This window comes from Nostoc sp. TCL240-02 (genome assembly GCF_013343235.1).
In the GTDB taxonomy this organism is placed as follows: domain Bacteria; phylum Cyanobacteriota; class Cyanobacteriia; order Cyanobacteriales; family Nostocaceae; genus Nostoc.
This window is the reverse complement of record NZ_CP040094.1, coordinates 6,284,976-6,306,881: the sequence shown is the minus strand read 5'-3', so window position 1 is coordinate 6,306,881 and position 21,906 is coordinate 6,284,976. Positions and strand designations below refer to the sequence as shown.

17 protein-coding genes are annotated in these 21,906 nt (G+C 42.5%); 10 read left to right on the top strand and 7 right to left on the bottom strand.

What is annotated here, in order from left to right:
• Nucleotides 1-242 precede the first annotated feature (242 nt).
• The 3 genes from egtD to FBB35_RS26840 form a co-directional block, all read right to left on the bottom strand.
• Entirely contained in the window at nucleotides 243-1,217 is a 975-nt protein-coding gene (egtD, locus tag FBB35_RS26850) for an L-histidine N(alpha)-methyltransferase (RefSeq protein ID WP_174712178.1), read from the bottom strand.
• A gap of 1,128 nt (nucleotides 1,218-2,345) precedes the next feature.
• Nucleotides 2,346-4,502, bottom strand: coding sequence for a polyribonucleotide nucleotidyltransferase (locus FBB35_RS26845; protein ID WP_174712177.1), 2,157 nt, complete (start codon nucleotides 4,500-4,502; stop codon nucleotides 2,346-2,348).
• Between the two features lie 101 nt (nucleotides 4,503-4,603).
• A complete protein-coding gene (locus tag FBB35_RS26840) occupies nucleotides 4,604-5,149 on the bottom strand; it encodes a GNAT family N-acetyltransferase (RefSeq protein WP_174712176.1) in 546 nt (181 codons plus the stop codon).
• Nucleotides 5,150-5,271: 122 nt separating this feature from the next.
• On the opposite strand from FBB35_RS26840, the gene FBB35_RS26835 reads away from it, so the two are divergent.
• A complete protein-coding gene (locus tag FBB35_RS26835) occupies nucleotides 5,272-8,601 on the top strand; it encodes a DEAD/DEAH box helicase (protein ID WP_174712175.1) in 3,330 nt (1,109 codons plus the stop codon).
• Nucleotides 8,602-8,695: 94 nt separating this feature from the next.
• On the top strand, nucleotides 8,696-9,532 hold the full coding sequence (locus FBB35_RS26830; RefSeq protein ID WP_174712174.1) for an SWIM zinc finger family protein: 837 nt from the start codon (nucleotides 8,696-8,698) through the stop codon (nucleotides 9,530-9,532).
• Here FBB35_RS26830 and FBB35_RS35135 read toward each other — a convergent pair.
• The 4 genes from FBB35_RS35135 to psbD all read right to left on the bottom strand — a co-directional run bounded on the left by FBB35_RS35135 (nucleotide 9,486) and on the right by psbD (nucleotide 12,662).
• Complete coding sequence (locus tag FBB35_RS35135) at nucleotides 9,486-9,656, bottom strand: hypothetical protein (protein ID WP_254625699.1); 171 nt, start codon at nucleotides 9,654-9,656, stop codon at nucleotides 9,486-9,488. The two genes, FBB35_RS26830 and FBB35_RS35135, sit on opposite strands and share 47 nt — an antisense overlap.
• Before the next feature lie 259 nt (nucleotides 9,657-9,915).
• Complete coding sequence (locus tag FBB35_RS26820) at nucleotides 9,916-10,101, bottom strand: PCP reductase family protein (protein WP_174712173.1); 186 nt, start codon at nucleotides 10,099-10,101, stop codon at nucleotides 9,916-9,918.
• 130 nt (nucleotides 10,102-10,231) lie between these two features.
• Nucleotides 10,232-11,623 carry a photosystem II reaction center protein CP43 gene (psbC, locus tag FBB35_RS26815; protein WP_174712172.1) on the bottom strand — a complete coding sequence of 464 codons (1,392 nt, stop codon included), beginning with the start codon at nucleotides 11,621-11,623 and terminating at the stop codon, nucleotides 10,232-10,234.
• Complete coding sequence (psbD, locus tag FBB35_RS26810) at nucleotides 11,607-12,662, bottom strand: photosystem II D2 protein (photosystem q(a) protein) (protein ID WP_012409998.1); 1,056 nt, start codon at nucleotides 12,660-12,662, stop codon at nucleotides 11,607-11,609. Before psbD ends, psbC begins: the two co-directional genes overlap by 17 nt.
• Nucleotides 12,663-13,343: 681 nt before the next feature.
• On the opposite strand from psbD, the gene FBB35_RS26805 reads away from it, so the two are divergent.
• The 8 genes from FBB35_RS26805 to FBB35_RS26770 all read left to right on the top strand — a co-directional run bounded on the left by FBB35_RS26805 (nucleotide 13,344) and on the right by FBB35_RS26770 (nucleotide 21,740).
• Nucleotides 13,344-13,913, top strand: coding sequence for a photosystem I assembly protein Ycf4 (locus FBB35_RS26805; RefSeq protein ID WP_114081711.1), 570 nt, complete (start codon nucleotides 13,344-13,346; stop codon nucleotides 13,911-13,913).
• A gap of 224 nt (nucleotides 13,914-14,137) precedes the next feature.
• Nucleotides 14,138-14,923: a peptidylprolyl isomerase gene (locus FBB35_RS26800; protein ID WP_174712171.1), complete on the top strand. Its 786-nt coding sequence runs from the start codon at nucleotides 14,138-14,140 to the stop codon at nucleotides 14,921-14,923.
• A gap of 205 nt (nucleotides 14,924-15,128) precedes the next feature.
• Nucleotides 15,129-16,280, top strand: coding sequence for a beta-ketoacyl-ACP synthase (locus FBB35_RS26795; protein WP_174712170.1), 1,152 nt, complete (start codon nucleotides 15,129-15,131; stop codon nucleotides 16,278-16,280).
• Nucleotides 16,281-16,418: 138 nt separating this feature from the next.
• Nucleotides 16,419-17,708: a Glu/Leu/Phe/Val dehydrogenase gene (locus tag FBB35_RS26790; protein ID WP_174712169.1), complete on the top strand. Its 1,290-nt coding sequence runs from the start codon at nucleotides 16,419-16,421 to the stop codon at nucleotides 17,706-17,708.
• A gap of 251 nt (nucleotides 17,709-17,959) precedes the next feature.
• A complete protein-coding gene (locus FBB35_RS26785; protein ID WP_254625698.1) occupies nucleotides 17,960-18,706 on the top strand; it encodes a DNA-processing protein DprA in 747 nt (248 codons plus the stop codon).
• Between the two features lie 338 nt (nucleotides 18,707-19,044).
• Nucleotides 19,045-19,539, top strand: coding sequence for a DUF29 domain-containing protein (locus FBB35_RS26780; protein ID WP_174712168.1), 495 nt, complete (start codon nucleotides 19,045-19,047; stop codon nucleotides 19,537-19,539).
• Nucleotides 19,540-19,580: 41 nt separating this feature from the next.
• Nucleotides 19,581-20,243 carry a hypothetical protein gene (locus tag FBB35_RS26775; RefSeq protein WP_174712167.1) on the top strand — a complete coding sequence of 221 codons (663 nt, stop codon included), beginning with the start codon at nucleotides 19,581-19,583 and terminating at the stop codon, nucleotides 20,241-20,243.
• 174 nt (nucleotides 20,244-20,417) lie between these two features.
• Nucleotides 20,418-21,740: a four-carbon acid sugar kinase family protein gene (locus FBB35_RS26770; RefSeq protein ID WP_174712166.1), complete on the top strand. Its 1,323-nt coding sequence runs from the start codon at nucleotides 20,418-20,420 to the stop codon at nucleotides 21,738-21,740.
• Nucleotides 21,741-21,906 lie beyond the last annotated feature (166 nt).

Sequence of the window (21,906 nt, the reverse complement as noted above, 5' to 3'; positions counted from 1 at the left end):
ACTCTGTTTGTTTTTTCCAGATATGTTTGATTTAATAAAATTAAACATATCCATGAACAAACAAATGCCACTTACTTAAGTATTTATAAAATAGCTAAAAATACTGAGATATTGTAGGATGATCAATGCCTATCTACCGTAAGTAAGTGCCATTCATAAACAAACCATAAGCTTTGTAAGTTAAGCTTTAAAGCCTAATTCATGGATATGTCTATTTAAATTCAAATTTGGGTAAGCAAAATTTAAGCTTGGCAAAGAATTAACCCAAACCACTGATTGGGATCTGTCCAAGTTTTCAGAGTCTTGAGCCCATGTGTCTCCAGTTGTTTTTGCATAATTACTAAATCAAACTTTCGAGAAATTTCGGTGAGAATGTTCTCTCCATCTGCAAAACCAACTTGTAAATTTAGCGCTTCTAAAGATACCTCATGACTCTTTTGGCAATGTAGATACATTTCAATTTGAGCATCATTTTGATTATAAATAGCTTGGTGAGTGAATAAGCTGAGGTTAAAATTACCTTGAAAACGCCAATTTAAATGAGAAAGGATATTTAAGTTAAAAGCAGCTGTTACTCCCTGACTATCATTATAAGCTGGCTCCAAAATTTCCTTGGGTTTTTGTAAATCAATTCCCAAAAGAAAGTAGTCACCTGCTTGCAAAGTCATAGTAATTTGGCTTAAAAAATGATCACATTCTCGTGGATTAAAATTTCCAAGAGAACTGCCTAAGAAAAAAATCATCCGTGATGCTGCAAATGTCGATTCTAGCTTCGTCAAGGCTAGTTCGTATGTTCCTATTAATCCCTCAACAAAGAAATTTGGATATTTATGTTGTAGTTTTAGTACGCTAGATTTAAGGATGCCATGACTAACATCAATAGGTATATATCTACAGTGGCTTGCAATTTTTTGGTAAGCATCTAGCAAAAAAATAGTTTTTGTAGAACTGCCACTGCCTAACTCTACAAGTTCACAATTACCTGTTATCTGAGCTATTTCATCGGCATATTGACGTAAAATATATGCTTCTGTTCGTGTTGGGTAATATTCTGATAATTCACATATTTGTTCAAATAGTTCCGAGCCGTAATCATCATAAAAATATTTAGGGGGTAAAGTTTTGGGACTTTGAATTAATCCTTGGATGACATCTTCACCTTCATTGTTAAGAACTCGATCGTTCTCATTAAGAGATTTTAGATATGTAGCTAACATTGTGTCAATATATTTAGTTCTGAATGAAGTATTTAATATGACATATTTAGTATTTAATAGCAAGGCTTATTTCTAGGTAGTTAATAATAAATTAAAATACGAAAAACCTCTAGACTTAGTGTGGTATTAAAGTAGGCTTTACTAATTTAATACTTGCTGATTTATTCAACTGCGAGCTAATAAATAAGTCGTTAGGAATAGACATAACTACACTGTTAGAGGTAAACATTATCTACTACCGAAAATGGCGAAGTACATAAGTTAGCTTTATTGATGATAACTTAAATTTTAGTTAAAAATAATTGGAGCTTTGGTAGCGATCGCAAAACCCAAATAACTCTTATTTTTATTTTACTAGATAACTAAACTTTATCGAAATATGAGTTTTATCAAATGCCAATTTATCTGTTTTTTTTCATAAAAGTTAAATGATTTGCGTTCGCCTGACTCAAAAAATTGTGTTTTTTATCCCGCTTTTTGCTTAACTCTTCTCTTGTCAAAGACGTTATGCTAGGTTGTCTACACAAGTCTTTTAAAGTTGTCCCACAGCATTTAGATTTCCTCTACCGTAATAGTAGATAACTTACGCAAAATTACACGCAGTAGGGGCAATTCATGAATTGACCCTATTTAACAATCAAAGTTTGGACTATTTTTTTGCGTAAGTCTTACAGGAGCCAAAGTCCCCCTTTTTAAGGTGGATTCAGGAGGATATAACTTCGTTTTATACCTTGTACAGAGTTGTATGTACACCGTAGCTTAAAATGAGAAAGGCTTTGAATTTTACTGCCCTTCCATACAATTTCAATGCAATTGAGAATCGCTATATGGTATCAAGTAGGAAGTTAAAATTAAACATAATATTAAAATTAATCATAGTAAAATTAAACATAAAATAAAATCCTACTTTTGAGGGATAAATTGCTCAAAAATAGGATTATTAGGACTAAAGTACTTACTACAAACGTTAATTTATTTAGGCTTAGTTACTTATCTTTTATAGTCATCAAAGAGATTTACAAGTAGGAGTTTAAATAAATTTCGTGCAACTAATTTTGAGAAGCATACGGCGATGCCTTCACAGTAGGCATCGCGGATTTTAGATAAAATCTAAAATCCCAAATCGAGTTACCGATTCACCGCCGCAGCTTCTCTTGCTGCTGCTGCTTGATCTGGGTGGATACCCAAGCGGGTAAGATTAATCCGACCTTTGTTATCAATTTCCCGGACTTTGATAATCACTTCATCGCCCACTGCTACTTCATCCTCAACTTTGCCAACGCGGTAGTCAGCTAGTTGTGAGATGTGGATCATCCCTTCTTTCCCAGGCAGAAATTCCACAAATGCACCTATGGGTATAATCCGAGTAATACGTCCTGCATAGACATCCCCTTCGTGGAGCTTGCGGGTCATACCTTGGATGATGTTTCTGGCTCTCTTCGCCTTGTTCTCATCCACAGCCGAAATTGTCACGGTGCCATCATCTTCGATGTCAATTTTTGCACCAGTTTCCTCTGTGATACCCTTAATAGTCTTGCCTCCAGGCCCGATTACCAGACCAATCATGTCTGAGTCAATCTTGATTGTTAACAGACGTGGGGCATAAGGTGAGGTTTCAGTCCGTGGCACATCGATGCAGGCGAGCATTTTCTCCAGAATGTGCAACCGGGCTGCTTTGGCTTGGTGGACGGCTTGGGAAATAACATCCAACGACAAACCGGGGATTTTCATATCCATTTGCAAGGCGGTAATTCCGGTATCCGTCCCGGCAACCTTGAAGTCCATATCGCCCAAAAAGTCTTCAATGCCCTGAATGTCGGTGAGGATTCGTACTTCGTCCCCATCCTTAATCAGACCCATTGCTGCGCCACTGACGGGTTTGAGAATTGGTACACCAGCATCCATGAGGGCGAGGGTGGAACCGCAGACTGAACCCATTGAGGTGGAACCGTTGGAAGAAAGTACTTCTGATACTATGCGAATCACGTAGGGAAATTGTTCTTTTGAGGGTAATACAGGTAGGAGCGATCGCTCTGCTAATGCCCCGTGACCAATTTCACGCCTTCCTGGAGAACGCATTGGCTTGGTTTCCCCGACAGAGAACGGCGGGAAGTTGTAATGATGCAGATAACGCTTATGTTGGTCTAGCTGCATATCATCGTTGAGGTTTTGAGCATCCCCAGGTGTACCCAAAGTACAAGTGGATAATACCTGAGTTAGTTCCCGGTTAAATAAACCGCTACCGTGGACTCGCTTTGGTAAGACACCAACTAAACAAGAAACACGACGCACTTCATCGAGTTTGCGACCATCAACGCGAACGTTATCTTCGATGATTTGCCGCCGCATAAAGTACTTAGTTATATCTTTAAAAGTATTACTAAGAGCCTTGCTATTTGCAGTTGCGGCAACTCGAATTGGGTCTTCTTCTGGCAGTTCCTTAATCGTCGTGGCAATTTCATCCTTGACGACATCTAAAGCTGCATCGCGTTCGGGTTTGGTGAAGGTAAATTGAGAGAGAATTTTCTTAATCTGGCCGTTAGCGCGATCGCGGATATAATTTTCTAGCGTCTGGTCTACTTCTGGTGGTGCTTCTTGCACTATCACTAAGCCCAGTTCTGCGACTAAATCTTGCTGCGCTTTGATTAAGTCCCGTACCGCTTCATAACCAAAGTCAATTGCCTCGATGATATCTCGCTCTGGTAACTGATTAGCTCCCGCCTCCACCATGATTACGCCATGTGGAGAACCGGCTACTACCAGATCCAAATCTCCGGCTTCAATTTCTGCATAAGTGGGGTTAATAATGAAATCATCTCCCACTAAACCAACGCGAACTGCTGCCATTGGCCCATTAAAAGGAATCTGGGCAATCAGGGTAGCGATGGAAGCGCCTGTAACTGCTAGCACATCGGGTGGAACCAACTCGTCCATCGATAGCGTTAAGGCGATAATTTGCAGGTCATCCCGTAACCATGAAGGGAACAAGGGACGCATGGGACGGTCTATAAGACGGCTAGTGAGAATTGTTTTTTCTGGTGGACGACCTTCCCGCCGCATGATCCCGCCAGGAATCCTACCAGCTGCATACAGTCTTTCTTCGTAATCCACTGTGAGGGGAAGAAAATCAATGCCTTCTCTGGCTTGCGATCGCGTAGCTGTCACTAAAACGGATGTGTCCCCTGATTCTATCAAAACCGACCCACCTGCCTGGGGAGCTAGTAAGCCTACTTTCAGTCGAATATCCCTTCCATCGAAGGATATTGACTTATCAACTTCTGCCATTCAGTTCTTTTTCCTTCTCTTTCGCTATTCTCTTTCTGTGGCAATCCTAACATTTATGCACTAGGGCTGACTTGTAGTACATACAAAGATAAGAGTTGTCATCAACCCACAGCACGATACATCATCAGCGCGTCTACTAACTGTTCGTTATCTAGCTTCGCTGCACGTGGAATTCGTCCAATTATCTCAAATCCTAGCGATTGCCAAAGGGTAATTGAAGGTATATTAGTTTCAAAGACCAAATTGAACATTACTGCCTCGTAGCCAAGGTTTGCTGCTATCAAGAGCATCGCCTCCCCCATGAACCGCCCGATACCCTGACCGCGTAACTCAGGTTGTACAATAAAACCAGCGTTGCAAATATGGCAACACCAACCGGGGAAGTTTGGTTTTAAATAAAACGCCCCTAATATTTCTTTTGGCTTGTGTGTACCATCCTTACCAGATGTCCTGACAACAAAGGCATCCTTGCTTAACCAGTAAGTTGAAAATTCTGCCGGAGATAGAGGTTGCTTTTGGGGATAAGTTTTACCTTCAACAATTACAACATTTAGTAATGCTCTTACAACCTCCTGTTCTTGAGGATGCATATAATCTAGTTCTAATGTTATGTTATTTTTTATAACTTTAACTAGGGGTAAATCCATTATTAATAATGTTTATACAGAAAGATTATTGGGAATTATTATAAATGTTATTGAGAAAATTTAATAACTAAAGTTTTACGAATTAAATTATTTAATTTTACGAAAATCTGAGTAGTTAGCAAATGGCAATTTTACACGGTAATTGGTTACTAAAAAATCAAAAGGGTTGTTTATTTATTTGGGGAGAAACATGGCGATCGCCACGAGCGAATTTTGAGCCTAATGAATCTGAAGATATTCCAGTACATCCATTGGCAATGACATCAGTGGAGTTGAGTGAGTGGTTGGTTTCCCAAAACATGGCGATTACCAACTTTATCCAAAAACCTCAAGTTGCGATGCCTTCTCTACGAGACGCTACGCGAACGGCGGGCAAAGCCAACGCGGCTACTGGGCGAACCTCCAAAGGAGGCGGTATGCTAACGCGTAAAACCGCCAGTACAACTGAAATCAGTTTACCAACACATTCACAAATAATTGCTCTACCAACTTATATACCTGAAAACAGTGCAGAAGGAACATCTACGATTTTCCCCGTGCATTCTGCCAGCTTGGGATTAGAAACAGACTCCCCACAATATTTACAACCTTGGCGAGTTGAGGGTTTTTGTCTCAACCCCAGCGAGGCGGTAAAATTTCTTGCTGCTATTCCTCTAAATGCTGCGAAAGGAGAAGATGCCTTTTTAGGAGGAGATTTACGTTTTTGGTCGCAAGTTTCCCGATGGGGTTTAGATTTAATCTCGCGGTGTAAGTTCTTACCAAGAATTGACCGACAATCAGATGGTGCATTTGCTGCTAAATGGCAAGTACTTTTAGACAGTGCTGTAGATGGAACTCGGCTAGAAAAATTTTCTGCGGATATGCCGTTGGTTTGTCGCACGTATCAGGAGGGACTGGGGGCTGGCGACTGGGGACTGGGGACTGGGGAGGAGTTTTCTCAATCGCTGTTCTATGTGGACTTTCCGATTGAACCTCAAGAATTACTTTTAGGATTTCTCAACAGTACGATAGATGCCCAAGTGCGAGAAATGGTGGGTTCTCAACCTCCGACTGAAGCTAAAGCGATGGCATCTTTATCAATTGCGGTACGACAGTGGTTGCAAGCTTTAACCAGTGAATCTTATGCAGTCAATGCAGATGCAAATGAAATAGAACGATTAGAAGCGGCACTAAAGGCTTGGACTATGCCGCTACAATACCAATTAACTCTTAAAACTCTATTTCGTACCTGTTTTCAACTGCGTTCTCCAGAGTCAGGCGAAACAGATTGGACATTGGCGTATTTTCTGCAAGCGGCTGACGATCCTGAGTTTGTGGTGGATGCGGCAACTATTTGGAACAATCCAGTTGAACGTTTGGTTTATGAAAATCGGACAATTGAGCAACCACAAGAAACATTTTTGCGAGGTTTAGGGGTAGTATCTCGATTGTATCCTGCGATCGCACCCAGCTTTGAAACCGAATATCCCCAATCTTCTCGTCTCAACCCCATCCAAGCTTATGAGTTTATCAAAGCTGTAGCTTGGAGGTTGGAAGACAGTGGTTTGGGAGTAATTTTACCTCCCAGTTTGGCGAACCGTGAAGGATGGGCGAACCGTTTGGGTTTAAAAATTACTGCCGAAACCCCAAAGAAAAAGCAGGGACGTTTAGGATTGCAAAGTCTACTGAATTTCCAATGGCAATTGGCAATTGGTGGACAAACTATTTCTAAAGCTGAGTTTGATAAACTTGTGGCTTTAAATAGTCCGCTAGTGGAAATTAACGGCGAGTGGGTGGAATTGCGGCCTCAAGACATCAAAACAGCCCAAACTTTTTTTACCACTCGCAAAGACCAAATGGCGCTTTCCTTGGAAGATGCCTTGCGTTTTAGTACAGGAGATACCCAGGTAATTGAAAAATTACCAGTGGTTAGCTTTGAGGCATCAGGGGCATTGCAAGAGTTGATTGGGGCGTTAAGCAATAATCAAGCGATCGCACCTTTGCCCACACCAGCAGGCTTTAAAGGACAGTTGCGACCTTATCAAGAACGTGGTGCTGCTTGGCTATCTTTCTTAGAACGTTGGGGCTTAGGCGCGTGTCTCGCCGACGATATGGGATTGGGTAAAACTATTCAGTTCATTGCTTTTTTACTACATCTCAAAGAACAAGATGCACTAGAAAATCCAACACTATTAGTTTGTCCAACTTCGGTTTTAGGCAACTGGGAAAGGGAAGTCAATAAATTTGCGCCAAGCCTGAAAATTTTACAATATCACGGTGACAAACGACCAAAAGGTAAAGCATTTTTAGAAGCAGTAAAAAAATACGATTTAATAGTTACCAGCTACTCCCTTCTTCATCGAGATATCAAGTCATTAGAAAGTGTATCTTGGCAGATAATTGTTTTAGACGAAGCCCAGAATGTGAAAAATTCAGAGGCGAAGCAATCAAAAGCGGTACGCCAATTACAAGCAACGTTTCGCATTGCATTGACGGGGACACCAGTAGAAAATAGATTGCAAGAACTCTGGTCTATTTTAGATTTTCTCAATCCAGGGTATTTAGGAAATAAGCAATTTTTCCAGCGTCGGTTTGCCATGCCAATAGAAAAGTATGGTGATACGGCTTCTTTGGGTCAGTTACGTTCATTAGTTCAGCCATTTATACTGCGGCGATTGAAAAGCGATCGTGACATCATTCAAGACCTACCAGACAAGCAAGAAATGACCGTATTTTGCGGTCTAACTGCCGATCAAGCTGCACTTTATCAACAAGTTGTCGAGCAATCTTTAGCAGATATAGCATCTGCGGAAGGATTGCAACGTCGAGGGATGATTTTGGCTTTACTAATCAAACTCAAACAAATCTGCAATCACCCAGCCCAATATTTGAAACAAGCAACATTAGAGCAACATAATTCAGCCAAACTTCTGCGGCTAGAAGAAATGTTAGAAGAAGTTTTAGCTGAAAGCGATCGCGCTTTAATCTTCACACAATTTGCTGAGTGGGGTAAATTACTTAAACCCTATCTAGAAAAACAGCTAGGGCGAGAAATATTCTTTTTATATGGTAGCACCAGTAAAAAACAACGAGAGGAAATGATCGACCGTTTCCAACACGACCCCCAGGGGCCACCGATTATGATTCTTTCTCTAAAAGCTGGTGGTGTAGGACTTAATTTAACACGAGCAAATCATGTATTCCACTTTGATAGATGGTGGAATCCAGCAGTAGAAAATCAAGCCACAGATAGAGTATTTCGGATTGGTCAAACCCGGAATGTGCAAGTACATAAATTTGTCTGCACAGGCACTTTAGAAGAAAAAATTCATGACATGATTGAAAGTAAGAAACAACTAGCTGAACAAGTTGTAGGTGCTGGTGAAGAATGGTTGACTGAACTAGATACAGACCAACTTCGCAACTTACTAATACTCGATCGCAGTGCAGTAATTGACGATGATGCAGAATAAGTTCGTAGTCAGGATTTTAATTTTTGATTTGAGCGTTTTAGCGCTCACTACAAACTCGTTCATATAGCAGACTACTAAGTTTTTAAATTGACTTATGACTAATTACACATTACAAGCAAGTCGAGAATGGTGGTCACAACAATGGCTAGATTTGCTAGATTCTTATCGCTTCAAAAAGCGTTTAGAACGTGCGAGAAATTATGCTCGTCAAGGAAATGTTTTGAGCATTGAATTTAAAGGAGCGAAAGTATTAGCTAGGGTGCAAGGTAGTGAAGTAGAACCTTATAAAGTTTCCCTTTCCCTTGAACCATTTACCGATGAACAGTGGGGTTATGTAATTGAAACCATGTCCCAAAGGGCAATTTTTGCTGCCAAGCTACTAGCTGGAGAAATGCCACAAAATATAGAAGAAGTGTTCACGGCTAATGGTCTTTCGATATTTCCTTTTACTCTTGGTGATGTCCAGAGTAAATGCTCTTGTCCTGATAAAGCAAATCCCTGTAAACACATTGGTGCCCTATACTATCAGTTAGGCGATCGCTTCAGTGAAGACCCATTTGTACTATTTCAATTACGCGGACGCACCAAAGAGCAGATTATCAGTGATTTACGCCAATTACGTAGCGGCAAAATCCAATCCTTTACCACAGAAACACCCGATATTCAAGAGTCAATTCCTAATAATAAATACTCGGTAAAAATTGATTCTTTCTGGCAATACAATGAGCCACTAGAGTCATCCTTAGTAGTGATTGCGCCGTCTACTAGCGAGATGGTATTAGATGTATTAGGAGCAATCCCTCTAGCGAAAGAAGAGGAAAATACAGTAAACTCAACTTCGAGTGATGTGGTAATGAAGTATTTGAATACAGTTTACAGAGATGTCAGCCAGAAGGCTTTTTTAGCAGCAATGAATGTGGGAGGAAGCTGATAATAATTCGTAAAGCTAACCGTGCTGCTTGATGCTCTCCCAAGTCTTTTAGAAGATTTTCAAACTGTTGCCAGCTAATGTCGTAAAGTATTACTCGGTCTGCTCTATTTTTGGCGACTGTCATTGTTACGACCTCCAGAATATTTTACAAAGAAGAATTCAGAACTCAGGAGTCAGAATTCAGCATGAATTCTGTATGGCTCTTTGATAGCGTAGCGGTAGTGAGTCCGTAAGAATCTGAATATTGGGCTAAAACCTTGTCCCTCTCTGCGAGACACTATGCGAACGTGAGCGAAACAAAGTTTAAATATTGTTCGTTATTAAAACTTTATCTTCTATGGGAAAATAATTCTGAATTCTGACTCCTGATTCCTGACTTCTTTTTATTGTCCAAACTCAAGCCTAGCCTGTTCTACCAAATCGGCTGTAACAATCTCTTGGTTTGCTTCGCGAGCTAGTTGTTCAATTCTGGCTCTAGCTTGAGTGCGGACAAAAAAGGGAATATTTTGTAACTTTTCTTTAGCTTCAGATGTCCATCGCAAAGTCTCAATAAAATTGGAATCGCTCATGGTATTAATGACCTTGGTAAGTTCCTCAATTTAATCAATAGATTACTAATTTTCCTATAAAAAAAGCCCTTGCTTTTACGCAAGAGCTTTTAAATTATTTAGTTATCCGTGATGAAATAAACTTTACAACCTAATCTAGGTCGTCCATAAACATCACTGGCTCAGTATCACGGTTAATTCCTTTCTCAAAACCACCAGCAGCAGCCCGTGCGCGACCAGCGTGCCACAAGTGACCAACTAGGAAGAAGAATCCTAGTACGAAGTGAGAAGTCGCCAACCAAGCGCGAGGAGATACATAGTTGAACGAGTTAATCTCGGTAGCCACACCACCCACGGAGTTCAAAGAACCCAGAGGAGCGTGGGTCATGTATTCAGCAGCGCGACGAGCTTGCCAAGGTTGAATATCGTTCTTGATTTTTTCCAAGTCAAGACCATTGGGGCCACGTAGAGGCTCCAACCAAGGACCACGGAAATCCCAGAAGCGCATGGTTTCACCACCGAAGATGATTTCACCAGTTGGAGAGCGCATCAGGTATTTACCTAGACCTGTGGGGCCTTGGGCAGAACCGACGTTAGCACCCAAGCGTTGGTCACGAATCAAGAAGGTCAAAGCCTGAGCTTGAGAAGCTTCTGGACCAGTAGGGCCAAAGAATTCGCTAGGATAAACGGTGTTGTTGAACCAAACAAAGATTGAGGCAATAAAGCCCATCAGGGAAAGAGCGCCCAAGCTGTAGGAGAGGTAAGCCTCACCAGACCAGATGGATGCACGACGTGACCAAGCAAAAGGCTTGGTAAGAATGTGGAAAATACCGCCAGCAATACAGATAAAGGCAATCCAGATGTGACCGCCCACCACATCTTCCAAGTTATCAACGCTGACAATCCAGCCTTCGCCACCGAAAGGAGACTTGATTACATAACCGAAGATAACTGCTGGGTTCAATGTCGGATTGGTAATAATCCGAACGTCACCACCGCCTGGTGCCCAGGTGTCATACAACCCACCAAAGAACATTGCCTTTGCTACCAACAGCAACGCACCGCATCCCAAAATAATTAGGTGGAATCCGATGATGTTGGTCATCTTGTTCTTGTCTTTCCAGTCATAACCAAAGAAAGAAGAGTATTCTTCTAAGGTTTCTGGGCCACGGACGGCATGATAGATACCGCCAAAGCCAAGGACGGCTGAGGAAATTAGGTGGAGTACACCGACAACAAAGTAGGGGAAGGTGTCGATAACTTCACCACCAGCACCAACGCCCCAACCCTGGGTAGCGAGGTGAGGTAACAGGATCAAGCCCTGTTCGTACATGGGTTTTTCAGGAACGAAGTGAGCGACTTCAAACAAAGTCATCGCTCCTGCCCAGAATACAATCAAGCCAGCGTGGGCAACGTGAGCGCCCAGAAGTTTGCCAGATAGATTGATTAAACGCGCGTTACCAGACCACCAGGCAAAGCCAGTAGATTCTTGGTCGCGTCCATTGCCGCCTAATATATTTGGTCTATTAGAGAGCGTTACCACGTGGTAATACCTCCTCAGGGAATACAAATTGTTCGTGGGGTTGATCTTGAGGAGCCATCCAAGCGCGGATACCCTCGTTCAGCAAAATGTTTTTGGTATAGAAGGTTTCAAACTCAGGGTCTTCCGCCGCCCGCAATTCTTGGGAGACGAAATCATAAGCCCGCAGGTTGAGTGCTAAACCGACGATGCCGACGGCACTCATCCACAAACCTGTGACTGGCACGAACAACATAAAGAAGTGCAACCAGCGTTTGTTTGAGAAAGCAATCCCGAAAATCTGTGACCAGAATCGGTTTGCTGTCACCATTGAATAGGTTTCTTCCGACTGGGTTGGATTGAAGGCGCGGAAGGTGTTGGCACCATCTCCATCTTCAAACAAGGTATTTTCGACTGTGGCTCCGTGAATGGCGCACAATAATGCACCACCCAATACACCAGCAACACCCATCATGTGGAAGGGGTTGAGTGTCCAGTTGTGGAAGCCTTGCAGGAATAGCAGGAACCGGAAAATTGCAGCCACCCCAAAGCTGGGTGCAAAGAACCAGCTTGATTGTCCCAAGGGGTACATCAGGAATACACTGACGAATACTGCAATGGGAGCGGAGAAGGCGAGGGCGTTATAAGGACGGATTCCTACTAGACGCGCAATTTCAAATTGCCGCAACATGAAGCCAATCAAACCAAAGGCTCCATGTAAGGCAACGAATGGCCACAATCCACCCAGTTGGAACCAACGGGTGAGGTCGCCTTGGGCTTCTGGTCCCCACAACAGCAATAGGGAATGTCCCATGCTGTCAGCGGGGGTGGATACTGCCACTGTTAAGAAGTTAGCTCCTTCTAGGTAGGAGGAGGCTAATCCGTGGGTGTACCAAGAGGTGACGAAGGTGGTACCGGTCAGCCAACCGCCTAGTGCTAGGAAGGCACAGGGGAATAATAGTATCCCTGACCAACCTACGAATACGAAGCGATCGCGCTTGAGCCAGTCGTCTAGAACGTCAAACCACCCTCTACTGGGCGCACGTCCAACTGCGATGGTCATCGGACTAAAATCCTCTTTTTTTACTAAAATTGCAACGTTTCTAAGGCAGTACGGAGAGCCAATGTAACCAACTGCCATGAGGAATTAACGTTTTTTTTGACAATCTCAATAGCTTAAAAGCGACTGAGATTCTGAGAATTTGCTGACCTGTGAAATCAGTATTTCTCTTTTTTCTATGCCATTACACGTACCATCGGCTAGTAATCTAGCTTGTGGTAACTTAATGATTCTTAACTTATCACACTACTCAGGGTTTTTGCCTGACACACAGAAGCAAATCAGGCATGAAACACGAACCTTATAAATAATATGAATATCAGAAATTTTACAATTTGACACAACTTTTCTCAGAAATGTAAGAAAATTTAGTCTAGATGGGCGTAGGTAGGTAACTCCTTCCCAAGAGGTCAAAAAGAGTCAGGGGGCTGGAGAGAGAGAATTTTGATCGGACAAGGAGTAAAAAAATTATAAACATGCCCTAACAAACAAATTATATGGGTAGCAGTAGGGAGGAGCGCAGCTGAGTTTTTGTCAACAATGTTTGGTAAAATAATCAAGCAGCAGACACTCTAAAGTGTTCTTTAGTTAAATGACTAGCCTTCAATTTAGTCAAGTTATGTCTAGCAGCATTTAATGTGCTTTGTATGTCACAGCGAGTATCTCACAGGCAATGATAGTTCAATGACGACATCAACAACGATTAACAAAGGCGATCGCCTCCTGCATCAAAATGTTCTCGGTTCTCGTCGGTTCAGTAACTACTGGTGGGCAACTATTGTTACCTTGGGAGCAAGCGGCTTTTTACTAGCTGGGATATCCAGCTACTTAAAAGTTAATTTACTCATAGTTTCCGATCCAACTCAACTAGTATTTGTCCCCCAAGGATTGGTGATGGGGTTATATGGTGCTGCTGGCTTGCTACTAGCCACATACCTATGGCTAGTGATTTTATTGGATGTGGGTGGTGGCTACAACGAATTTAATCAAGAAACTGGCACAATCAAAATCTTCCGTTGGGGTTTTCCTGGCAAAAACCGCCGAATTGAGATTGATAGCCGCATAGAAGATGTGCAATCTGTGCGAATAGCTGTCAAAGAAGGTCTTAATCCCCTTCGCGCCCTTTATCTACGCATTAAGGGGCGGCGAGATATTCCCTTAACACGGGTTGGACAACCCTTATCTTTAACAGAGTTGGAAACAGAAGGTGCGAAGTTAGCCCGCTTTTTGGGAGTATCGTTAGAAGGACTTTAATTAATTGGGAATGGGGAATGGGGAATTGGGAGTTGAGCAATAAGCTGAAGATAGTTTAATTTGCATCCTCCAAAAAATAAATCTCCTGTGGGGTGGGTATCTTGTCCGCTCTAGCTGTGCAAATTAAATACAGGGCAGCTTAATCAATAGAACTCTTGGCCATCTTCCCAATTCCCAATTCCCCTGAAAACGATAAGATACTCTGGTTAAATCAGTAACTGGCAATGCGGTTAAAAATTTCACAATTTTTGCTTTCTCTTGTGCTTATCAGTGCTGTGATGCTTGGAGGATGTTCCACACAGCAGGTAGCTTCTAATACGTCTTCTCCAACCTCGACAGCTACCTCGACTACCCAGACGACTACTGAAGCAACATCTGTATCTCAAACTAGTAGTGAGAGTATTCCTGGAATCGCTGGTTTACCACGTCTTGAAGGCAAGGCTACTGTGGTAATAACAGTTAAAGGTTCGCCCATTACTATCGAAGTAGATGGCACTGATGCCCCCATTACAGCCGGTAACTTTGTAGATTTAGTGCAAAAGGGTGTTTACGATGGTTTAGCTTTCCATCGAGTTGTACGCGAACCACAACCGTTTGTAGTTCAAGGCGGCGATCCCAAAAGCAAAGACCCGAAAGTTCCAGCAGATCAGCTGGGAACGGGTAGCTATATTGACCCAAAAACGGGAAATGCTCGCTATATACCTTTAGAAGTTAAGCCAAAAGGTTCGGATACTCCGATTTACAATAAACCATTTGATGCTACTGCTCAACCCGTTATATTGCCGCATAAACAGGGTGCAGTAGCGATGGCGCGATCGCAATCACCAGACTCCGCTTCTGCTCAGTTTTACTTTGCTTTAGCGGATCTAGCCTTTTTGGATGGTAACTACGCCGTGTTTGGCAATGTCACCCAAGGCTTTGATGTCGTGAACAAAATTCAGCAAGGCGATCGCATTGAATCCGCAAAAGTCACCCAAGGGGGTGAAAACCTGAAAACACCAGGACAGTAAAAGGAAGAGAGCAGGGGAGGCAGGGGAGCAGGGAGAAAATAACTAATCTGACAATTCAGACTATGTGGAAATGCCTACGAAAACCTAACCCCCTAACCCCCTTCTCGACGCGGGAAGCGGGAAAATTCAAAGTCTCTCTCTTTTAGGAGAGAGAAATATAAGTGAAGTTTTTCAGACACCATGAAAAGTCAGAATAACTCCTAAATTGGTAAAAGTTGTTGTTACTGGTATTGGTCTTGTTTCCGCCTTGGGTGCAAGCTTAGAGGATAGTTGGAAAAATCTGATAGCAGGTAAATCTGGAATTAGGTTACATCAGCCATTTCCAGAAATAAAACCACTTCCTCTAGGTTTAATTGCTCAACAACCATCTGAGTTAGCAATGTTAACTAAAATGGTTGTTACTTGTGCTTTGCAAGACGCTGGGTTAGTTCCACCCTTAGCTGATTGTGCTGTAGTCATTGGATCGAGTCGCTCTTACCAATCATCTTGGGAGAGATTAGCGCGACAAATGTCTAAAGACGGAGAAAATTTTCCCGTTTCTGATTTTGGAAATTGGTTAGACATATTACCTCATATCAATGCGATCGCAGCTGCAAGGCAAATCGGTGCAACAGGAATAGTTTTAGCACCGATGGCAGCTTGTGCAACTGGAATTTGGTCTATCGCCCAAGCAGCATTACTTATACAAACTGGGCAATGTCAACGAGCGATCGCAGGCGCAGTGGAAGCACCAATTACACCCTTAACTTTAGCTGGGTTTCAGCAGATGGGTGCTTTGGCAAAAACTGGGGCTTATCCTTTTGATTTACAGCGAGAAGGCTTAGTTTTAGGCGAAGGCGCAGCTGTGTTTGTCTTGGAATCCGCAGAGTTGGCAAAACAGCGAGAAGCAAAAGTGTATGGTGAAATTCTCGGTTTCGGCTTAACTAACGACGCATATTATAGTAATTCACCGGAACCCGAAGGGAAAAGTGCGATCGCAGCTATCAAACAATGTTTAGAACGTAGTTGTCTATCACCAAGCGATATCGATTACATTCATGCTCATGGCACAGCTACCCAGCTAAATGACCAGATGGAGAGTATCGTAATCCAGCGTATGTTTTCCCAAGGTGTGGCAGTTAGTTCCACCAAAGGAAGCACTGGTCATACATTAGGAGCTTCGGGAGCATTAGGCGTAGCTTTCTCTCTCACGGCATTAAAGCATCAAATATTACCACCTTGTGTCGGGTTGCAGCAGCCAGAATTTGATTTAGAAATCGTTACAGCAGCACGTCTAAGTAAAATTAGGCAGGTTTTATGTTTGAGTTTTGGTTTTGGTGGACAGAATGTAGCGATCGCGTTAGCTAAGTCCCCATAGTACTTTGTACACACAGCATAATATAAAATATAAAACTGTAACAAAAACTACAAAATTCCTATTTTTCTCAAAAAAAGGATAAGCTAGTTACAGAATGATATCCGGTTCGTAAAGATACCGTGATTAGGAGAAAATTTTATGATTTCAAAATCACTACTACCGCTAGAACCTGCTTCTCCAGCGCATATATGCCCATTTGACCAAGCCTGTAGCTACTTAGAAGCGGCAGCTAAAGAATTAAATTTAAATCAAGGTGTGCTGGAAATCCTCAGCCACCCGCGTAAGGTTGTCACAGTTTCCATTCCCGTGAAACTAGATGACGGGGAAATACAGGTTCTTGCTGGACACCGGGTACAGCACTGCGATGTCTTAGGCCCCTACAAGGGCGGAATTCGTTATCATCCGGCAGTGACATTGCGCGAAGTATCGGCTTTGGCAATGCTGATGACCTGGAAATGTGCATTGTTAGGTATTCCTTATGGTGGTGGTAAGGGTGGCATTCCTATAGATCCAAAACGTTACAGTGTTGGCGAATTAGAGCGAATTAGCCGCCGTTATATCAGTGAGTTAATTAAAGATATTGGGCCTTCCGTAGATATTCCTGCGCCAGACATGGGCACTTCTGCTCGTGAAATGGCTTGGATGATGGACACTTACTCTGTGAATGTCGGTAATGCTGTACCAGGCGTTGTGACTGGTAAACCGCTTTCCATTGGTGGTTCTCTAGGGCGAGAAATGGCAACTGGACGTGGCACAATGATTATTGTGCGTGAGGCGCTAGCAGATCAAGGTAAATCCTTAGTAGGAGTGCGAGTAGCTATTCAAGGTTTTGGTAATGTCGGTGGTGCCGCAGCTGAATTACTCCATCAAGCAGGCGCGAAAATTATCGCTGTTTCAACAAGTGCTGGAGGAATATTTTCCGAAGCTGGTCTTGATATTCCCGCGTTGAAAATCTACGCTGCTGAAAATCGCAAGAGTATTGTAGGTTTCCCGCAATCTGTACCAATTAGCAATGCAGATTTATTGACTTTACCCTGCGATGTCTTAATACCAGCAGCTTTAGAAAACCAGATCACTGAAGAAAATGTGAATCAGGTGCAAGCGCAAATTGTCGCAGAAGCAGCTAACGGGCCGGTTACTCTTGAGGCTAACTTGGCCTTAGAAGCGCGGGGTGTGACAGTACTACCAGACATCTTGGCGAATGCTGGTGGTGTGGTAGTCAGTTATTTGGAATGGGTGCAGGGTCTTTCTTACGTATTTTGGGATGAGGAGCGAGTTAACCGCGAAATGGAGCATTTAATGGTGCAAGCCTACCGCAAGGTGATTCACCAGTCAGAGGTGCGGCAAATTTCTCTGCGATTAGCAGCTTACACTTTAGGGGTGGGTAGAGTTGCCCAAGCGCTGACTGACAGAGGTCTTTATCCTTAAATTTTATACTTAGTCGCTCACAGGACAGAATAGGACATTATTGGCAGTAATTTCACTTCAACCACAAGTGATTTGTCTGCCTTTTTTTGTTGGGCGATCGCTACAAAATCACTAATAATAAATGTCTTCGATATGACAATCATACACTTGGTGTAGTTGAAGATTCCTACAAATTTAGTGCAGCCTCACAAAGAAGTAGTGTGAGTCCTGAACAAAGCTAAGTTTTGCTTGTCTTTGATGTTACAACAGAAATGACAAGCAAATACTTAGTATATATGGCAACAGACCTCCGCAAACAGGGATTATTGCTTCTGCGTCAAGCGCTTGATAACTCCACAAGCGATTTTCGCCCTGGACAATGGGAAGCTATTGAAGAGTTACTCCAGCAGCGATCGCGTTTACTCGTTGTTCAACGCACTGGCTGGGACGAGATATTTAGCTACACACGAAGAGTTGCACAAAATATCGCTGTACAAGGAATGCAGGTAATTTCTGGTGGTGCAAGAGGCTTAGACCAAGCTGCAATGCTGGCTGTGTTGGATGCAGGAGGCACATCTGTTGGTGTACTAGCAGATAGTTTGACTAAGACAGCAGTGAACAGCAAGTATCGCTCTAGTATTAAAGAGGGTAGACTTACTTTGGTTTCTAGTTATGACCCCGAAGCTGGTTTCAATACTGGTAATGCGATGGGGCGAAACAAATATATTTATGCTTTAGCAGATTATGCTTTGGTAGTCAGTTCATCTTTTGGCAAAGGTGGTACTTGGGCGGGTGCAGTGGAAACGCTTTCCCGACTCCAATATATCCCAGTTTTTGTCCGATTGGATGGGGCGATATCAGAAGGTAATCAGCAATTACATAATCAGGGTGCAAAACCTTTTCCGGCTGAACCTTGGAATGATTCGTTAAGGGAACTTTTAGTAAAAGCGGCTTCTTCAATTGAACCAGTACAAACTGTAGAAAAAATACCTCAAGAGACTGTTTTGGATATTGACTAACAAGATATTTATCAAGCGGTTTTACCTGTCATCTTGAATCATTTACAGCAACCAAAAGATGCAAAATCTTTGGCGGAATGTTTGAATGTTAGACTATCTCAAATGCAGGATTGGTTAAATAAGGCTGTGAATGAAGGTACAGTGAGAAAAATTAATAGACCAGTCACTTATGTAGTCAATCAACCAACAACTCAACTCTCTTTATTATGATAGTGTAACAGGGAGTATTTTTATTTTTGTGAGAAATTGGAGGCAATTCTGAATATTTACAATCTGAAGCATAATTGGTGTATAAAATACACTGTATCTAATACAAATTATCGGAGTTTAACAAGTGTATGGCGCTCGAAATACAACCAATAATTCAGACTTTATACGACCAAGATTATTACCTTTGGCTCAGGACAACCATCAACCAACTTCGCACTAGTCAGTTTTCATCTGTGGATTTAGATAACTTAATTGAAGAGTTGGAAGATATGGGCAGGAGCCAGAAGCGAACGGTGAAAAGTTTGTTAATTCGACTTTTTGAACATCTGCTTAAGCTCACATACTGGAATGTGGAACGGGAGCGAAATGAAGGGCATTGGAAAGGTGAAATCAGGACATTCCGTAGAGAGATTAAGGATGAACTCAAAGATAGTCCTAGTCTTAAGCCTTACATCTTAGAAATATTTGATAAATGTTATCAAGATGCAAGAATAGAAGCAAGCGATCGCTCTCAACTTGCCATTGACATATTTCCTTCTATACCCATTGGCTCTTTAGAACAAATCTTAGATGAAAACTGGTTTCCTGAATATAACCACAATCATCACGGTAAACCCGATTAAAATGAATACGCAACTTGGGGTTTCCATAGGAGTATGCAGACGTGCAGCCGGACTTAATAGGCTTGGAAATTAGTAAGGGGGAACTGAGACGTTTGACTGGGTTCGATCCAGAAGACGTTTTTCGTCCCTCAGTTTTGCGAGATGGCAAAAAGCGATTAGGGTTTTTTATCAGTGAAATGCTGGTGACGCTGGCACTAACGCCAATCATTGTGGGCTTTGTTTACGCGTTTATTATTCTGCCAACTATTGGTTCTTCAATTCGACTAGGAATTCTTTTACTAATTTTAGTGCCAATGCCGATATTAGTGGGGCGATGGCTATGGCGACAATTAACCTGTCCTGAAGGACTGACAATACTTTTAGATGAAGTTGATAAATATCATGACCTAGTTGCTGCCATCGATATCAATGACCAATTAGCAGCATCAGGAAACATAGAAAGCAGTATCCATGACCGAGATAAAGTAACTTCCGCCTTGCAACTGATTCGAGAAGATTTAGTCCGCGCTCTCAAAACGGAACGAATTTTGCGAGATAATAAAAAATTGCTTGCTAATAACCAAGAGTTATTTGTGAATAATTTAGCCAGTCTGCGAGCTTTAGAAGTTAGTAGTCAAGCAGGCGAATATGCTCAACTGCTAAATCAATCATTGCAAATTGCGATCGATGTGCAAGCAGAAATCAGAAAATTGCACAAAGGCTAAGAGAATGTTTGTAAAGCTTGGGCGACTAGAAGTCGCAGCTACACCAGACTTTACCTGCCTCCGCAGGTTAGAAAACCCTTGATTTATTAGTCCACGGAGGTGGACTTTGCCTGTGTAGTAGCGACTTCTAGTCGCCCAATACTTTCCCAGAAAACAATCACCCCGTTGACTTAAATGAGCAACAAACCAAAAATAATTGTCCTGGATGATGACCCTACGGGTTCTCAAACAGTCCACAGCTGCTTGCTGCTAATGCACTGGGATGTGGACACTTTACGCAGTGGGTTACAGGACGATTCGCCGATTTTCTTTGTACTGACTAACACTAGATCGCTAACGCCAGAGTCAGCTACATCTGTCACTAAAGAAGTTTGCCAAAACCTGAAAATCGCTTTGAATGCTGAAGGAATTGACGATTTTTTGATTGTCAGCCGTTCTGATTCTACTTTGCGGGGGCATTATCCCATCGAAACTGATGCGATCGCACAAGAACTCGGCCCCTTTGATGCTCATTTTCTTGTCCCAGCATTTTTTGAAGGTGGGCGTATCACCCGCGACAGCGTGCATTACTTGATGATTGGCGGTGTACCCACTCCAGTCCATGAAACCGAATTTGCCCGTGATTCAGTCTTCAGCTACCATCACAGTTACTTACCCAAGTACGTAGAAGAAAAGACTCAAGGACGAATTAGTGCTGAAGCTGTAGAAAGGTTTCTCCTAGCTGATATTCGCGCTGGTAGTTTGGAACGCTTGTTACAACTGAGTGGTAATCAGTGCGCTGTTGTAGATGGTGAAACTCAAGCTGATCTCAACCGCTTTGCAGTGGATATATTAGCAGCTGCAAGTCAAGGGAAACGCTTTCTGTTTCGTAGTGGCGCAAGTATTTTAACGGCTTTAGCCGCTTTACCGCCCCAACCCATTGCAGCTGAAAACATGGCGCAGTACGTGCTTCAAGGCAAACCAGGTGCGGTAATTGTTGGTTCCCATGTGAAAAAGACTACTCAGCAGTTAGAAGCTCTATTGCAAATAGAGGGAACAGTGGGAATTGAAGTAAATGTCGCGCGATTACTTGATGATGCAAATCAATCTGCGGTTCTGCTAACTGAAATCAAAGAAAGGACACAGGCGGCACACGAAGATGGTAAAACACCAGTAGTTTATACTAGCCGTCAGGAACTGAGTTTTAAAGATGTCAACACCCGATTGGAGTTTGGGGCAAAAGTTTCAAGTTTATTGATGGATATTGTGCGGGGTTTACCATCCGATATAGGATTCTTAATCAGCAAGGGTGGCATTACCTCAAACGATGTCTTGAGTATTGGACTAACCTTAACTTCAGCCCGCTTACTCGGTCAAATTTTAGCTGGTTGTTCAATGGTGTTAACCCCATCCGATCATCCTCAGTTTCCTGATTTGCCTGTGGTACTGTTTCCAGGTAACGTTGGTGATGCTGATGCCTTGGGGACAATTTATCAGAGGTTGACTAAACAATCTTGAGTGTTGAGTGAAGATGATGATAATTCCGAACTACTCCCTTTCTGCTAGAAGATAATTTTTTTACGTAGATGCGCCTCGGCTACTCTACGAGTTCTCTAAGGGAGTACCCGCAGGGTATCGCAAGAAACGCAAAGTGAAGATACAAGTAATCTCATGGCGGAAAGGT

What these genes read in the sequence shown, in the direction of transcription:
- egtD (WP_174712178.1), bottom strand. Translation starts at nt 1,217, where the DNA reads ATGTTAGCTACATATCTAAAATCTCTTAATGAGAACGATCGAGTTCTT.
- FBB35_RS26845 (WP_174712177.1), bottom strand. Translation starts at nt 4,502, where the DNA reads ATGGCAGAAGTTGATAAGTCAATATCCTTCGATGGAAGGGATATTCGA.
- FBB35_RS26840 (WP_174712176.1), bottom strand. Translation starts at nt 5,149, where the DNA reads ATGGATTTACCCCTAGTTAAAGTTATAAAAAATAACATAACATTAGAA.
- FBB35_RS26835 (WP_174712175.1), top strand. Translation starts at nt 5,272, where the DNA reads ATGGCAATTTTACACGGTAATTGGTTACTAAAAAATCAAAAGGGTTGT.
- FBB35_RS26830 (WP_174712174.1), top strand. Translation starts at nt 8,696, where the DNA reads ATGACTAATTACACATTACAAGCAAGTCGAGAATGGTGGTCACAACAA.
- FBB35_RS35135 (WP_254625699.1), bottom strand. Translation starts at nt 9,656, where the DNA reads ATGACAGTCGCCAAAAATAGAGCAGACCGAGTAATACTTTACGACATT.
- FBB35_RS26820 (WP_174712173.1), bottom strand. Translation starts at nt 10,101, where the DNA reads ATGAGCGATTCCAATTTTATTGAGACTTTGCGATGGACATCTGAAGCT.
- psbD (WP_012409998.1), bottom strand. Translation starts at nt 12,662, where the DNA reads ATGACCATCGCAGTTGGACGTGCGCCCAGTAGAGGGTGGTTTGACGTT.
- FBB35_RS26805 (WP_114081711.1), top strand. Translation starts at nt 13,344, where the DNA reads ATGACGACATCAACAACGATTAACAAAGGCGATCGCCTCCTGCATCAA.
- FBB35_RS26800 (WP_174712171.1), top strand. Translation starts at nt 14,138, where the DNA reads ATGCGGTTAAAAATTTCACAATTTTTGCTTTCTCTTGTGCTTATCAGT.
- FBB35_RS26790 (WP_174712169.1), top strand. Translation starts at nt 16,419, where the DNA reads ATGATTTCAAAATCACTACTACCGCTAGAACCTGCTTCTCCAGCGCAT.
- FBB35_RS26785 (WP_254625698.1), top strand. Translation starts at nt 17,960, where the DNA reads ATGACAAGCAAATACTTAGTATATATGGCAACAGACCTCCGCAAACAG.
- FBB35_RS26780 (WP_174712168.1), top strand. Translation starts at nt 19,045, where the DNA reads ATGGCGCTCGAAATACAACCAATAATTCAGACTTTATACGACCAAGAT.
- FBB35_RS26770 (WP_174712166.1), top strand. Translation starts at nt 20,418, where the DNA reads ATGAGCAACAAACCAAAAATAATTGTCCTGGATGATGACCCTACGGGT.